This window comes from Flavobacterium sp. N1736 (genome assembly GCF_025947065.1).
GTDB lineage: Bacteria > Bacteroidota > Bacteroidia > Flavobacteriales > Flavobacteriaceae > Flavobacterium.
On the sequence record NZ_CP109994.1, the window covers coordinates 3,006,933 to 3,022,504 of the forward strand.

Consider the following 15,572-nt stretch of genomic DNA (forward strand, 5'->3'; position numbering starts at 1 on the left):
AAACAGCTTTTTTAAAATTATATTGTGAGCAAAAACTATTTTCCGGCTTCTGCTTTAGCATCATTTACCATTTTGTCGTTTGCAGTAATTGAAAATTCTACACGACGGTTTTGAGTTCTTCCTTCGGGAGTATCATTTGTTGCAATTGGATCAGCAATTCCTAAACCTGAAGTTTTAAAACGGCTTGATTTTAAACCTTTTGCTACTAAATAAGCCTGAACAGAAGCTGCTCTTTGTCCAGAAAGAGTCAAGTTATATTCTGGTTTACCTGTATTATCCGTATAACCAAAAATTTGAATATCAGTATCTCCGTAATCATTAAATACAGGAACTAATTTATCAAGATTTGCTTTTGCCTGAGCTGTCAATGTTGATTTGTTAGTATCAAAACGAACTGCATTTTCATTTAAAGTTAAGTGAATTCCTTCTCCTACTCTTTCAACATCTGCACCGGGTAAAGCCTGATCGATTTCACGAGCCTGTTTATCCATTTTGTTTCCAATAAGTGCACCGGTTCCACCACCAACGGCAGCACCAATTGCAGCACCTAAAGCAGCGTTACCGCCTTTTCCTAAATTATTTCCTAAAATACCACCAATAAGTCCTCCGGCAACAACACCAATTCCGGCACCTTTTTGTGTATTATTTGCATTTTTAACTGAATCGCAACTTGCAAATAAACTAACTAATACAAGCAAACTGCTCAACCCTAAAACTGTTATCTTTTTCATCTTTATTCTTTTTTATATTAATTAGCTCTTTGAAATTGGTACGTAACATCCTTAACTTGTCCACCAACATTAATGTTATCGATTAACTGAAATGAATTATCACTTAATCCCGCTACTTTAAGCAAGTATCCTGATTTAACATTTTTTGATTTTAATCCCGGATCTACAATTTTAAGAACAAAAAGCCCCTGATTGTTAATACTCCAAACGATTGGAGATGTAAATGCAGTACAGCTTGGTGCATTTAAAGTCATTGTTCCTTTATTATTATTTGAAATAAAATTCCAGGTACTTCCAATGAAGCATTTAGAATCTGCAAGATCAAAAGAATTAACTTTGATATAATCAGAACCTGGGTAAGATACATTAGTAAGAACCCAATTTCCTTTTAGTGCTACCTGAGTAGGTCTGTCAAGTTTAGTTGAAAGTGTAGTTGCCTCTGTTGAAGCTGTCGACGAAGATGATTTACACGCAAAAAACATGGTGGAAATCATACAAATGAAAATAATTTTCTTCATTTTATACATTTTATTTAAGTTAATACTTACACGATTAACAATCGTAGTATTACAAAGATACAATTCTAAAGAAATATCTTTGTTTTAAAATCTAATTATTTTCTTTCAAAATTAACACTTACGCCATTTTGTCACTCTAAAACAATTGGTATTCTATTTGAAGACATGAAAGTCATCACGTTAAACTAAATTTATAAAATATGACAACAGGTAAAATTAATGTTTCAGTAGAAAACATCTTTCCCTTAATCAAAAAGTTCTTATACAGCGATCACGAAATTTTCTTACGTGAATTGGTATCAAACGGAACCGATGCTACTTTAAAATTAAAACACCTAATTAGCATTGGCGAAGCTAAAGTAGAATATGGCAATCCGGTTATTGAAATCAAAGTTGACAAAGAAGGTAAAAAAATCCACATCATTGACCAGGGTTTGGGTATGACTGCTGATGAAGTAGAAAAATACATCAATCAGGTTGCTTTTTCAGGAGCCGAAGAATTCCTTGACAAATACAAAGATTCTGCTAAAGATTCTGGAATTATTGGTCATTTCGGACTTGGTTTCTATTCTGCTTTTATGGTTGCTGAGAAAGTAGAAATTATCACAAAATCATACAAAGACGAACGTGCTGCGCACTGGACATGTGACGGAAGTCCGGAATTCACTCTTGAACCAGCTGACAAAACTTCACGTGGTACAGAAATCATCCTGCATGTTGCCGAAGATTCATTAGAATTTTTAGAAGATTCTAAAATCAGCGGATTATTAAACAAGTACAATAAATTTATGCCTATTCCGATTAAATTCGGAACAAGAACAGAAACACTTCCAAAACCGGAAGATGCTCCTGAAGATTATATAAACGAAACAGTTGAAACTGACAATATCATCAATAATCCAAATCCGGCCTGGACAAAACAGCCAACGGAATTATCTGATGATGATTATAAAAATTTCTACAGAGAATTGTATCCAATGCAATTTGAAGATCCGTTATTCAATATTCATTTAAATGTAGATTATCCTTTTAACTTAACCGGAATTTTATATTTCCCTAAGTTAGGCGGAGATATGCAAATTCAGAAAGATAAAATTCAATTGTACCAAAATCAGGTTTACGTTACTGATAATGTAGAAGGAATTGTACCGGAATTTTTGACGATGTTAAAAGGTGTTATCGATTCTCCGGATATTCCGTTAAACGTTTCCCGTTCTGGTTTACAAGCTGATGGTGCAGTTAAGAAAATTTCAAACTACATCACCCGTAAAGTTGCTGATAAATTAAAAGCATTATTCAACGAAAACCGTGCTGATTTTGAATCAAAATGGAACGATATTAAAATCGTTTTAGAATACGGTATGCTTTCTGATGATAAATTCTACGAAAAAGCAGGTGCATTTGTTTTGTACCCAACTGTAGATGACACTTATTTTACGCTTGAAGAATTAAAAGAGAAATTAAAAGAAAACCAAACCGATAAAGACGGAAAACTGGTTGTTCTTTATGCCGGAAATAAAGATGCACAACACTCTTATATTGAAACAGCAAAAGAAAAAGGATACGAAGTATTGCTTTTAGATTCTCCGATTATTTCGCATTTAATTCAAAAAATTGAAGGCGATAATAAAGATGTAACTTTTGTACGTGTTGACTCTGATCATATTGATAACTTAATCAAAAAAGACGAAAACACGATTTCTAAGTTATCTGATGAAGAAAAAGAAACTTTAAAGGCGTCTTTAGAAGCTTATATTCCTAAAGCATATTCAGTTCAATTAGAAGCTATGGATAGCCAAGCTGCTCCGTTTATTATTACGCAACCGGAATTTATGCGTAGAATGAAAGAAATGAGTCAGTCTGGCGGTGGCGGAATGTTTGGAATGGGCAATATGCCTGAAATGTACAATTTGGTCGTAAATACCAATTCTGATTTAGCTACAAGTATCTTGAATACAGAAGACAAAACACATCAGGAACACTTGGTAAAACAAGCTTTGGATTTAGCTAAATTATCACAAAACTTATTAAAAGGTGAAGCTTTAACAGCTTTCGTAAAAAGAAGTTTTGAAATGATTAAATAAACATTTTTTAAATCTTACTATAATACTAAACCTGCAAGTAATACTTGCAGGTTTTTTTTTGTTTTTTAAAATCATAACTATTTAAATACTAACAACATAACAACATTAAAAAGGGTATATACACCCTTTTCTCACAATAAATGTTTCGATACTTTTATCTTTCCAAAAACAACACAACTAACTGATTATCAATACCAAAAATCAAAAATCATGGATAAGAGAAAATTTACTGAAAATGGCGAAATTTTAACGATTTTAAGAGATCTTAGAGAACAAATTAGAGATAAAAAATATTCGGACATTATTGACATCAACAATAACCAATATGTTGATTTAGTACAAGAAGGCGGAGGCGTATTAGGAATTGCTCTTGTTGGTTACGTTTATGTTTTAGAACAAATGGGAATTAGGTTTTTAAGCCTCGCCGGTACATCTGCCGGAAGTATAAATACGATGCTAATGGCAGCTGCAGGAACATGCGATATCGAAAAATCTGAATGGATATTAGATTGTTTGTGCAACAAAAATTTATATGATTTTGTTGATGGAGATCGCGATGCACGAGAGTTTATTGACACCTTATTAAGCGATGCAGGAAATCTAAAACTAGTTCTGAAAGGCTGTCAGGTTGTCGATAATTTTAAGGATGATCTAGGATTAAATCCCGGTAATAATTTCTATCAGTGGATTTCAAATCTTCTTTCTCAAAAAGGAATTAAAAATTATGCTGATTTAAAAGCATTACGATTAAAAGGTGTTTCTGATCAAAATAAATTATTCCAAATAAACAAGGTTCAGCTGGGAGACAGGGAAGAATACAACCGACCGGATCATTGGAGTAATATGGCGATAATTGCCGCTGATATTACTACTGAAAGTAAAATTGTTTTTCCAAAAATGATTGATTTGTTTTACTCTAATCCAGATGTTCAAAACCCGGCTGATTTTGTTCGCGCATCCATGTCAATACCGCTCTTTTTCACTCCTTTTAAAATTAAAAATATTCCCACAGGCGTTGATGCCTGGAACAAATGGAATGACGCAACCTGTTTACGAACTTCTGTTCCGTCTGAAATTATGTTTATGGATGGTGGAATAATTTCAAATTTTCCTATTGATATTTTTCATGAAAATCTAACTGTTCCGGTTTCACCCACTTTTGGCGTAAAATTAGGCTACGATAAAAATGAGATTAATAAAAATGAAAAACTATCAAATGTAATCAGTTCTATGTTTGACACAGCGAGATATGGTTACGATTTTGAGTTTTTAAGAAAAAATCCTGATTTTAAAAACTTAATTGGATACATCGATACAGGAAGTCATAACTGGCTTAATTTTAACCTTACAGACGACGCGAAAATTGATCTTTTCATTCGCGGAGCCCAAAAAGCGGCAGAGTTTTTAGTTCGATTTGATTGGGAAGAGTATAAAAAAATCAGAAAAGCCAAAAGCGAATATTATAAAACAGTTTAGTTTTTAAAAGATTTTAAGTCCGTTTATTAGAAAGAAATCAATGACGCTATGAAACATTATTACATAAAATTCGTTTATAAATCCTGTAAATATGCCTACAGGATTTTTTTATGCCGATTCATTTTTTTTATTATTTTTGATTGCCTTTAAATTCTAACTTAAACCAAAATTGTTATGAAGAAAATCTTTCTTTTATCCTTAACCATTTGTGCAACAGCACTAATTTATGTTTCATGCTCAAGCAATGATGAAATTGCTAATCAAACTGATACATCTGCCGTTGGCGCTTCCGTTGCAATTGATGCTGCAAACGAAATGGATATTAAAACTGCATTATCAGTTACAACTCCTGCCCAAGCTGCAAAAGCAACTGAAACCGGACCTGCAACTTGCGCTGTTATTACAGTAGAAACACCAAACGGAACCGCGTATCCAAAAGTGTTCACCGTAGATTACGGCACAGGCTGTACGATTAATCAGCTTACAAGAAAAGGAAAATTAAAAATCACGCTTACGGGTGCCGTTATTACTACAGGAAGTAAAATGACGATTGAAAGAATTGATTATTCTATTGCAGGACTAAAACTTGAAGGAACAATTGAATATACAAATACCACAACTGTTGCTACAGTACCTCAATGGACAAGAAAAGTTACCAACGGAAAGTTTACAGATTTGCAGGGAAGAGTGTATCTTAATACAGGAATCTTCACTACAAAGCAAACTGCCGGTGTAGATACTCCTTATGTACTTGACGATAATGTTTATGAAATACCAGAAGGAACTCATACCATAACGACAGATAAAGGAGGAACTTTGACCTTGACAGTTAAAGAAACTTTAGTTAAAAAATATTCATGCGAATTTATTTCTAAAGGAAAATTACAAGTTGTTGGAGGTTATTTAAACGGAGTTGTCGATTACGGAAACAACGATTGTGACAGCAAATATACCTATACACACGAAAACGGAACTGCCTACACTTTATCGATGTAACAGATTCATTTTTAAAAAAATAAACAAATCCCAATTTAGAAATAGATTGGGATTTATTTTTTGTAAAAATTAAACAACGACAACTTCACATTCAAACTATTTTCTTTATTTTGCAGCAAAATCTAAAAACCAATGAAAAAATCAATTATTGCCTTTGTTGCAATTGCTCTTTTAGCATCTTGCAGCAAAAAAGAATCTACTGACGGTTTACACTTAACTGGAAATATTAAAGGATTAAAAAACGGAACTTTATATATTCAAAGAGTTGTTGACACTTCACTTGTTGCTATAGACTCTATTAAAATAGACGGAAATTCAGCTTTTGAAACCAATATTAAACTAGAATCGCCGGAAGTACTTTATTTATTCCTGGACCGCGGAGTAACAAATTCTTTAGATAATAATATCTTGTTTTTTGCTGAACCGGGCAATATGACTATTGAAACAAACCTTGATAATTTTATTTACGGTGCTAAAATAACCGGATCTAAAAATCAGGAATTATACGAAGAATACAAAAAAGTAAATTCTCGCTTTAATGATGAAAACCTTTCTATGGTTGAATCAAAATTTAAAGCAATTAAAAGACAAGATCAAAAAGCAGTTGATAGCATAGATGTAAAACAACAATCTAACATTAAAAGAAGATACTTATATGCTACAAACTTTGCCATTAATCACAAAGACCAGGAAATAGCTCCCTATATTGCTTTAGCAGAAATTTACGATATCAACGTTAAGTTTCTTGATACCATTCAAAAATCAATGACTCCAAAAGTAGCACAATCACTTTACGGTAAAAAACTAACTAAGTTCGTTGCTGAAATAAAAAAAGAAGAGCAAAAATAATTTCAAAATACTAAAATTCAATAGTTTACAATAAATAATTGTTTTATAAAAATACCTAAATCCTGTTTTATTCGTAGAACAGGATTTTTTTATGGATAATTTTTACATAAATATCTTACAAATTCATAAATAACTGATAATTAAGTAATTATACGATGTAAAGCAGATTTAACTTACATTTTTAAATAACTTAGCTTTATAAAAACAAACTTTATGAAGAATCCACCTAATAACATCAATCGGGCAAAACGTGATTTTATCGATTTATCAGTTCTAAAAAAATTAGAAGCTTTTGACCCAGCTTTATATTCTCAATTAAAAAAAATTCCTACCGAGGATCCATATACACATTATGGTCAGGAAGCGCGTTTAAAATTTATCCGCGACGAATTAAAATCGAATGTTGATTATCTTTCCGGAGAAAAGTTTTTTTACGATAATGAAAGCCTTAAAGGTAATATCGAAAATTATATTGGAATGACTCAAATTCCAACCGGAATAGTTGGTCCGATAGTTATAAACGGGACTTCGGCTCAGGGCGGATTTTATGTTCCAGTCGCTACTACCGAAGGAACCTTGCTTGCCTCTTTCAACCGTGGCGCAAAAGCATGCAGAGAGTCAGGCGCTATTACAGCACTTTCTTTACAGGAAGGTGTACAAAGAGCTCCTGTTTTTAAATTCAAAAATTTGATTGATTTAGGAAAATTTACCAATTGGGTTTTAGAACAAAAAGAAGCCTTTATAAAAATAGTAAGCGAAAGCAGCAAGTACGCCGTATTAAATGATATTGGGCTAAATATTGAAGGCAATATTGTAATTATTAGATTCGAATATACCTCTGGAGATGCTGCCGGACAAAATATGGTGACAATATGCAGCAATCACCTCTGTCAGTATATACTCGAAAATAGCCCAATAAAGCCAGAATTTTGGACTATAGAAGGTAATTCATCCGGAGATAAAAAAGGAACTGCATTACCAACCAAAGTCCGAGGCAGAAAAATAACCACCGAAATAACACTTAAAAGAGAAATAATCGAATCTGTTTTAAAAACCACTCCTGAATTGATGTATCAGCAATGGAAGATTAGTTTATTTGGCTGTATAAAATCCGGTACTTTAGGCGTTGGAATGCACCCCGTTAATGCAATTACAGCTTTATTTATTGCAACGGGACAAGACGTAGCCTGCGCTGCTGAATCAGCAACAATTATTAGCAGATTGGAGATAGACGAAAATGGAGATTTATATTGTTCCATTACAATGCCCGGCTTAATTGTTGGAACTGTTGGCGGCGGAACTTCTTTCCCTACACAAAGAGAATGTCTGGAATTAATAGATTGTTATGGTGCCGGAAAAAGTACTAAACTGGCAGAAATTTGTGCCGCTTTATGCCTTACAGGAGAAATTTCGATTATTGCAGCCATGTCAGCAGGACAATTTACGGCTGCACATCAAAAATTTGGAAGATAATAAAAATCTTTTTTTATTAATTATATCGCACAATTTTGTCCTTTTGACCAAAGGGACAGACTAGCGGTTGCAATTTCAACATTTCAATTTATTCCAAAAAAAAACCATCACTAAAAAGTGATGGTTTTACGTTGAGCCGGCGGAGGGACTCGAACCCACGACCTGCTGATTACAAATCAGCTGCTCTAGCCAACTGAGCTACGCTGGCGACTCATTACGGGTGCAAATATAAAGTGGTTTTTTGTATTTTCCAAAATAAATTTACAACAAATTAAATAAAAAAACCACCACTAAAAGTGATGGTTTTATGTTGAGCCGGCGGAGGGACTCGAACCCACGACCTGCTGATTACAAATCAGCTGCTCTAGCCAACTGAGCTACGCTGGCGACTCATTACGGGTGCAAATATAAAGCGGTTTTTCGTTTTACCAAAATAAATTTGCACTTTTTTATACTTTTTTTCGCTTACAATTCGTTGATTTTAGCAATCAATTGATTTGCAGTTTCTTCCAATTCAACATTGATTTGTTTGAAGTGAGCTTTTTTGTTTTCAACGTTCTTTGCATTTACTTTTGTAATCAAAGTATCAAAAGCAGCGATAGCCTGATCGATCAAAGCATTCGTTTCTGGAGTAGGATTTCCTGTAGTAGACATTTCAAATAAGTAAATTGCCTCAATAATATCTCCTAATACGAAATTGATGTCTTTCTTTAAATTTTTAACGTTTGCCATTTTTATTTTTATTTTAATTTGCGACTGCAAAAGTACATATAATCTTTTTATTACGGGCTATGAAATGTAAATTTCTAAAATAGAAGCATTTCCATTCAAAACAAATGCATTAATCTCAGCCGGAACCAAAACAGTATCCCCTTTTTTATACGATTGTTTAAAACCATCATATTCTATCTCGAAACTTCCTTCAATACACATATAAACCGTAAAACTTGCTCCTGATTTAGAAACTTCAATTTTGTTTTCTAACGGAAGAAAATTGGTTGTAAAATACGGACAATCAACAACAACATTTGATGTGTTGGTTTTTGTTTCATATTTTTTCTGTGTATCAACTTTATTATAGTTTATAGCATCAAGTGCTAAATCTACGTGTAATTCTCTTGTGTTTCCCTGAGCATCTTTACGATCAAAATCATACAAACGATACGTAATATCAGATGTTTGCTGAATTTCGGCAACAACCAATCCGGCACCAATTGCGTGAACGGTTCCTGTTTCTAAAAAGAAAACATCTCCCGGTTTTGCTTTTACAGTATCTAAAATCGAAACTAAAGTTTTATCATTTAAATGTTTTAAATATTCTTCTTTACTTGAATTTTCTTTAAAACCAACAATAATTCTCGCATCGGCATCAGCCTGTGTTACATACCACATTTCAGTTTTACCAAAAGAATTATGACGTTCTTTTGCCAATTTATCATTTGGGTGAACTTGTATCGAAAGATCTTCTCTGGCATCTAAATATTTAAAAAGCAACGGAAATTGTTTTCCAAAACGTTTATAAACTTCAGTTCCCAAAATTTCGTTTGGCGTTTCATCAATAAGATCCATTAACGATTTTCCCTTCAATTCACCATTAGCCACAATACTTACGTCGCCTTCAACAGTTGATAATTCCCAGCTTTCGCCAGTTATTTTAGAAGTAATTGGTTTGTTAAGAATAGTTTTTAGTTTTTCTCCTCCCCAGATTCTTTCTTTCAAAATTGGTTCAAATTGTAAAGGGTACGTTTTCGGTTTCATAAGTTTTCTTTTTGGGCTAATATGTTAATTAATTATTCTTGTTCTGATATTAATTTGTAAATCTATAATACTAATTCCTTAATTGTCTCTAATGCTTTCGAAATATGTTTTACTGCATTCATGCTGTCAAAAATATAAATCACAACACCATTTCTATCAATGATATAGGTTACTCTTCCGGGCAAAAGTCCAAATAAATTATTGCGGACTCCAAAAAGCTGCCTTAGTCTTTTATCCGGATCAGACAACAATATAAAAGGCAATTCATGTTTCTTGGCAAACTTGTGATGCGATTTTACGCTATCACTGCTTATACCAATTACTTCGGCACCTAAATCCTTAAAATCCTCGTATTGATCTCTAAAACTACAAGCTTCAGTAGTACAACCGGGCGTATTATCTTTTGGGTAAAAATAAATCACAAGAGGCTTTCGACCCAAAACACTTTGGCTTTGAAAAACTTCTCCATGACTATCTTTTGCAGTAAAATTCGGAACTATATCTCCTATTTTTAATGACATTTATTATTCTCCTTTATAAGTTACAAAATTGCGGTCCGTTTCATTCAGGACGATTTCTAAATCAAAATCAGGCTGAATTCTTTTTCTAATTTTATTCCATATCACAACGGCAATATTCTCAGCTGTTGGATTCAAATCCTGAAATTCCGGGACATCCAGATTCAGGTTTTTGTGATCAAACGGAATTTCTACTTCCTCCAGTATAATATCCGCTAATACTTTCACATCTAAAACAAAACCGGTTTCCGGGTCAATTTTTCCTGTAACACTTACTGTTAAACCATAATTATGACCATGAAAATTGGGATTATTACATTTTCCAAAAACAGCATTGTTTTTTTCAAATGTCCAATCTTTCCTGTGCAATCGATGTGCAGCATTAAAATGTGCTTTTCTTGATATGGTTACTTTCATTTAGGTTTGGTTGGTATAATTAAATTTTATGGTCTTCTAAATAATGATAAAATTCATCAAAAATTATTTTAAACCATACGGTATAAATTTCGGGCTGTTTTTCAATATCTTCTTTAATATCTTCAATTTTCATCCATTTCCAATCCTCCACTTCATCTAAATTAATAGCGGGATTGTCATTATAATACCCAATCATAACATGATCGAGTTCGTGTTCCGTCAAACCATTATCAAAAGGCGCTTTATAAATAAAATGAAACAGCTCTTTCAATTCGGTTTTAAAACCCATTTCTTCAAATAATCTTCGGCTTCCTGCCGCTATATTCGTTTCACCTTCCCGCTGATGACTACAACAAGTGTTTGTCCAGAGTAAAGGCGAATGATATTTTTGATGTGCACGTTGCTGCAGCATTATTTCGTTTTTACTATTTAAAATAAAAACCGAAAAAGCACGATGCAAAACAGCTTTTTCGTGTGCTTCTAATTTTGGCATTAAGCCAATTTGCTCATCATTTTGATTAACCAGTATTACGTTTTCTTCTATCATATGGCGATTTGTACAAACAAAAATACGAAAAAAGAAATGGCTTGAAAATCCTGAAAAAGATTGTGAAAAGTTTAACGAGCCTCTGTTTTCACAAGTCTTTAGTATTCAAAGCTTTGAAATTCTGTTTTAATTTAAAATCCTTTAAAAATAAGCCTAAAAAACTAAACCGATTGCTTTTACGTAAATAAAAAAAAGTTAAAACATACTTAAAAAAAACTCAATTGTAAATTAGACGACATTTCAAAGCCAACTCTCGTCGTACCTTTGATTTACAAATTTAAAGCCTCACTAAAATTATGAAAACAAGAATCCAATTTTTCAGTCTTTGCTTTATACTGCCGCTATTTATTTTTCAAGCCTGCGGACAATCATCAAAAAAACAAAATACAAAAACTGTTGTTATGGAAAACAAAATCAGTAAACCCGGAAATCCCTATTATTCTAATACAGATACCACAAAACTAAATGTAAGTGATGCCGAATGGAAAAAAGTACTTCCGGAAGATGTTTACGCCGTTATGCGTCAAGCGGATACCGAAAGACCTTTTACAGGAAAATATTGGAATACCGATGAAAAAGGAACGTATTACTGCGCCTCATGCGGAAATAAACTCTTTAGATCCGGAGCAAAATTTGCAAGCAGCTGCGGATGGCCAAGCTTTTTTGAACAAGACAATAAAAAAAGCGTCATTTATAAAAATGATAATTCTCTGGGAATGGAACGAATCGAAGCGCTTTGTGGAAGATGCGGCGGACATTTAGGCCATTTATTTGATGATGGACCTGCACCAACCGGAAAACGTTATTGCATGAATTCGATTGCCCTTGATTTTATCCCTGATTCTCAAAAATAAAATACTTACTAAAAATGAAAAATACAATTATAATTCTCTTATGTGCATTGTCTTTTAACGCATTTGCACAAACAAAAAGTAAACCAAATCTGGAAACCATTACGCTTGGCGGAGGCTGTTATTGGTGTGTTGAAGCTGTTTATGAAGACCTAAACGGAGTTAAATCTGTAGTTTCGGGATTTTCAGGAGGAAAAGTCGCCGATCCTACTTATGAAGAAGTTTGCACAGGAAAAACCGGTCATGCCGAAGTAGTACAGATTACTTACGATAAAAACGTAACTGATATTAATGAAATTTTTAAAGTTTTCTTTACCGTTCACGATCCTACAACTCTAAACAGACAAGGCGCTGATGTAGGAACACAATATCGCTCTGTGATTTTTTATAAAAATGAAGAACAAAAAAAAATAGCCCAAAGTATTATCGCCGAGCTTAACAAAGCAAAAGTTTACGAGAATCCGATTGTAACAAAAGTAGAACCTTTTACAAAGTTTTATGAAGCCGAAGATTATCATCAGGATTATTATGCAAACAACAAAAATCAGCCGTATTGTAAAATGGTGATACAGCCCAAAATAGAAAAATTTGAGAAAGTCTTTAAAGGCAAACTCAAAAAGAAATAATTATTTAAACCGTTCATTTTATGAACGGTTTTTTTGTAATTTGCAGCGATCAAAAAACAAAATTCATCATCAAAAAACCACAAAAAATGAAGCAGCTGCTCTTACTTTTTATCTTCCTGATTACCATCAATCAAGTTCAGTCTCAGGAAAATTTACCAACAGATTATTTAACAAAAGAGTTTCATAAAGGGCGTAGAGATGCCTTTAGAAACCTTATGCCGGTAAACTCTGTTACCGTAATTTTCTCTTATCCCGAAAGAGTTTTTTCAAAAGATATCAATTATAATTACCATCAAAACCCGGATTTGTTTTACTTAACCGGCTACAAAGAACCTGATGCCGTTTTATTGATTTTTAAAGAAGCACAAGGAACCGGCGAAACGTATAATGAAGTATTTTTTGTTAGAGAAAAAAATGCTGCCAGAGAAATGTGGACAGGAAGACGTTTAGGCGTTGACGGAGCAAAGTCAAAATTAGGATTTTCGACAGTTTATAACGGTAAAGACTTTAAAGATTTCAATATTGATTTTAAAAAATTCGATAAAATCATCTACGATAAAATTCCAACAGATTTAGGAAAAGACAAAAGCGGTTTTGATCTTTTTGCTTTGTTGGATAGTTTTAAAACGAAAGCAGGAATTACAACTGAAAACGAAACTTCATTAGATCTTTTCAGAACAATTACAAACGCACTTAGAGAAATAAAAACACCGGAAGAAATGGTTTTAATGCGTAAAACCGTAAAACTTTCCTGCGTTGCCCACAATGAAGTAATGAAAGCTGTTGGTCCTAATATGAGCGAAAACGAAGCTGACGGAATTCATGCTTATATTCACAGAAGATATGGTGCCGAAGACGAAGGTTATCCACCAATTGTTGGCGCCGGCGCAAACGGATGTATCCTGCACTACGGAGAAAACAGCAGTACTAAAATCGACAATCAATTATTATTAATGGATGTTGGCTCAGAATATCACGGTTATTCTGCCGATGTTACCAGAACAATTCCTGCAAACGGAAAATTTACCGAAGAACAAAAAGCCATTTATCAATTGGTTTATGACGCTCAGGAAGAAGTTTTTAAAATCTGTAAAGAAGGAACGCCTATTCAGGATTTAAACAAAAAATCGAAAGAAGTTATTGCTGCCGGATTAATTAAATTAGGAATTATCACTGATCCTAATGATGTTAAAATCTATTACCCGCACGGTTGTTCGCATTTTCTTGGTTTAGATGTTCACGATAAAGGAAATTATATGGGCACTTTAAAAGAAAATATGATACTTACTGTTGAACCTGGAATTTACATTCCGGCAAACAGTAAATGCGATAAAAAATGGTGGAATATTGGTGTTCGTATCGAAGATGATATCGCCATCAAAAAAGATTCATACGAAAATCTGTCGGCAGAATCTCCAAGAAAATGGGATGAAATCGAAAAATTAGCGGCTCAAAAAAGCACTTTCAACGAAATGAAATTTCCTAAAATATAATTTATTTTTTACCACAGATTACAAGATTAAAATGATTTTAAAATTTGGGACAGTTTGCCACGAATTTCACAAATCTACACTAATTAATTCGTGCTAATTCGTGAAATTTGTGGCGAAAAAATCTTTTAAATCTTATAATCTGTGGCAATAAAAACAAAACCTCGTTTCAATTTGAATCGAGGTTTTGTTATGCAGTTTTATGACGAACATCTAAAACTTAACCTGAATTTTACCGAACTTTGTATTCTTAAAAAATAAAAAAATGAAAGCACTTACCTTCTCTGTTTTTGGAGATTCAGATGTTTTAGAATATATAGAAATTCCTAATCCGGAATTGAAAAGCGATGAAATTTTAGTCGAAATGAAAGCCATCGGTTTAAATTTTGCCGATGTTTACAGACGAAAAGGAAACTATCATTTAAAAGGAAATCCGCCTTTTATTGCCGGTTATGAAGGCGCAGGAATTGTTATTGACGCCAATAATCATCCTGAATATAAAGTGGGCGATCGTGTGGCTTTTGCCGATGTTCCTTTTGCAAATGCAGAATTGGTTGCCGTAAACACGAATCATGTTCTTCCGTTACCCGAAGCCATTTCTTTTGAAACCGCAGCATCTATTTTATTACAGGGTTTAACAGCACATTATTTAGCAACTGACAGTCATAAAACTATAAAGGGCGAAACCGTTTTAATTCATGCCGTTGCAGGCGGAGTTGGACAGTTTTTAACCCAAATCAGCAAACTTTTGGGAGCCAATGTTATTGGTTTAACCTCATCTTCAGACAAAGCAAAAGTCGCCATTGAACAAGGTGCCGATCATGTTTTTCTATATAATGAAGATTGGAAATCAGACATTTTTAAAATAATCCCAAATGGTGTTGATGTAGTTTACGACAGTATTGGAAGTACATTAATGGATAGTTTTGAAGTTACAAAAGAATGTGGGCAAGTTGTTTTCTTCGGAATGGCGGGCGGCGATCCTGCACCTGTAGATCCAAGAATGTTAATGGATGGTTCAAAAACCTTAACCGGCGGCGATTTATGGAGTTATTTAAACTCTAAAGAAGAAAGAATTAAAAGAGCCAACCAATTATTTCAGTGGATTATAGAAGGAAAAGTTATGCTTTCAACACCAACATCTTTCAAATTATCAGAAGGAAAACTGGCACACGATTATCTGGAAAGTAGAAAAAGTACAGGGAAAATTATTCTGATTCCGTAAATAATAATCTGGG

Annotated in this window: 16 protein-coding genes and 2 tRNA genes; 9 read left to right on the forward strand and 9 right to left on the reverse strand. The window is 33.4% G+C overall.

The features are described 5' to 3' along the window. Positions 1 to 35: 35 nt before the first annotated feature. Positions 36 to 731 carry an OmpA family protein gene (locus OLM54_RS12735; protein ID WP_264534996.1) on the reverse strand — a complete coding sequence of 232 codons (696 nt, stop codon included), beginning with the start codon at positions 729 to 731 and terminating at the stop codon, positions 36 to 38. 17 nt (positions 732 to 748) lie between these two features. After that, positions 749 to 1,249, reverse strand: a complete 501-nt coding sequence (locus tag OLM54_RS12740) for a lipocalin family protein (protein WP_264534997.1) — start codon at positions 1,247 to 1,249, stop codon at positions 749 to 751. A gap of 200 nt (positions 1,250 to 1,449) precedes the next feature. On the opposite strand from OLM54_RS12740, the gene htpG reads away from it, so the two are divergent. From htpG to OLM54_RS12765, 5 genes are all read left to right on the forward strand, one after another. Next, a complete protein-coding gene (gene htpG, locus OLM54_RS12745; protein ID WP_264534998.1) occupies positions 1,450 to 3,333 on the forward strand; it encodes a molecular chaperone HtpG in 1,884 nt (627 codons plus the stop codon). Positions 3,334 to 3,543: 210 nt separating this feature from the next. Then, entirely contained in the window at positions 3,544 to 4,809 is a 1,266-nt protein-coding gene (locus tag OLM54_RS12750) for a patatin-like phospholipase family protein (protein WP_264534999.1), read from the forward strand. Between the two features lie 174 nt (positions 4,810 to 4,983). Then, positions 4,984 to 5,805 carry a hypothetical protein gene (locus OLM54_RS12755; RefSeq protein ID WP_264535000.1) on the forward strand — a complete coding sequence of 274 codons (822 nt, stop codon included), beginning with the start codon at positions 4,984 to 4,986 and terminating at the stop codon, positions 5,803 to 5,805. 132 nt (positions 5,806 to 5,937) lie between these two features. Continuing rightward, positions 5,938 to 6,654, forward strand: a complete 717-nt coding sequence (locus OLM54_RS12760) for a DUF4369 domain-containing protein (protein ID WP_264535001.1) — start codon at positions 5,938 to 5,940, stop codon at positions 6,652 to 6,654. A 213-nt stretch (positions 6,655 to 6,867) separates the two neighbouring features. After that, positions 6,868 to 8,127, forward strand: a complete 1,260-nt coding sequence (locus OLM54_RS12765; protein WP_264535002.1) for a hydroxymethylglutaryl-CoA reductase — start codon at positions 6,868 to 6,870, stop codon at positions 8,125 to 8,127. Between the two features lie 134 nt (positions 8,128 to 8,261). Here the strand turns inward: OLM54_RS12765 and OLM54_RS12770 are convergent. From OLM54_RS12770 to idi, 7 genes are all read right to left on the reverse strand, one after another. Beyond that, positions 8,262 to 8,335, reverse strand: a tRNA-Thr gene (locus tag OLM54_RS12770). 105 nt (positions 8,336 to 8,440) lie between these two features. Continuing rightward, a tRNA-Thr gene (locus OLM54_RS12775) sits at positions 8,441 to 8,514 on the reverse strand. Positions 8,515 to 8,592: 78 nt separating this feature from the next. Continuing rightward, complete coding sequence (locus OLM54_RS12780) at positions 8,593 to 8,859, reverse strand: hypothetical protein (protein ID WP_026982865.1); 267 nt, start codon at positions 8,857 to 8,859, stop codon at positions 8,593 to 8,595. Positions 8,860 to 8,916: 57 nt separating this feature from the next. Beyond that, positions 8,917 to 9,885 (reverse strand): type I phosphomannose isomerase catalytic subunit, encoded by a 969-nt coding sequence (locus OLM54_RS12785; RefSeq protein WP_264535003.1) that lies wholly within the window; start codon positions 9,883 to 9,885, stop codon positions 8,917 to 8,919. Positions 9,886 to 9,947: 62 nt separating this feature from the next. Next, entirely contained in the window at positions 9,948 to 10,406 is a 459-nt protein-coding gene (locus tag OLM54_RS12790) for a peroxiredoxin (protein WP_264535004.1), read from the reverse strand. A 3-nt stretch (positions 10,407 to 10,409) separates the two neighbouring features. After that, on the reverse strand, positions 10,410 to 10,820 hold the full coding sequence (locus tag OLM54_RS12795; protein ID WP_065450939.1) for a 6-carboxytetrahydropterin synthase: 411 nt from the start codon (positions 10,818 to 10,820) through the stop codon (positions 10,410 to 10,412). A gap of 19 nt (positions 10,821 to 10,839) precedes the next feature. Continuing rightward, positions 10,840 to 11,367, reverse strand: a complete 528-nt coding sequence (gene idi, locus OLM54_RS12800) for an isopentenyl-diphosphate Delta-isomerase (protein WP_264535005.1) — start codon at positions 11,365 to 11,367, stop codon at positions 10,840 to 10,842. Between the two features lie 296 nt (positions 11,368 to 11,663). Between idi and msrB the strand changes: the two genes are divergently transcribed. From msrB to OLM54_RS12820, 4 genes are all read left to right on the forward strand, one after another. Then, positions 11,664 to 12,221, forward strand: a complete 558-nt coding sequence (msrB, locus tag OLM54_RS12805) for a peptide-methionine (R)-S-oxide reductase MsrB (protein WP_264535006.1) — start codon at positions 11,664 to 11,666, stop codon at positions 12,219 to 12,221. Positions 12,222 to 12,235: 14 nt separating this feature from the next. Further along, positions 12,236 to 12,844: a peptide-methionine (S)-S-oxide reductase MsrA gene (gene msrA / locus OLM54_RS12810; RefSeq protein ID WP_264535007.1), complete on the forward strand. Its 609-nt coding sequence runs from the start codon at positions 12,236 to 12,238 to the stop codon at positions 12,842 to 12,844. A gap of 20 nt (positions 12,845 to 12,864) precedes the next feature. Beyond that, positions 12,865 to 14,337 carry an aminopeptidase P N-terminal domain-containing protein gene (locus tag OLM54_RS12815; protein WP_413614452.1) on the forward strand — a complete coding sequence of 491 codons (1,473 nt, stop codon included), beginning with the start codon at positions 12,865 to 12,867 and terminating at the stop codon, positions 14,335 to 14,337. Positions 14,338 to 14,599: 262 nt separating this feature from the next. Beyond that, positions 14,600 to 15,559 (forward strand): quinone oxidoreductase family protein, encoded by a 960-nt coding sequence (locus OLM54_RS12820; RefSeq protein WP_264535008.1) that lies wholly within the window; start codon positions 14,600 to 14,602, stop codon positions 15,557 to 15,559. Positions 15,560 to 15,572: the final 13 nt, after the last annotated feature.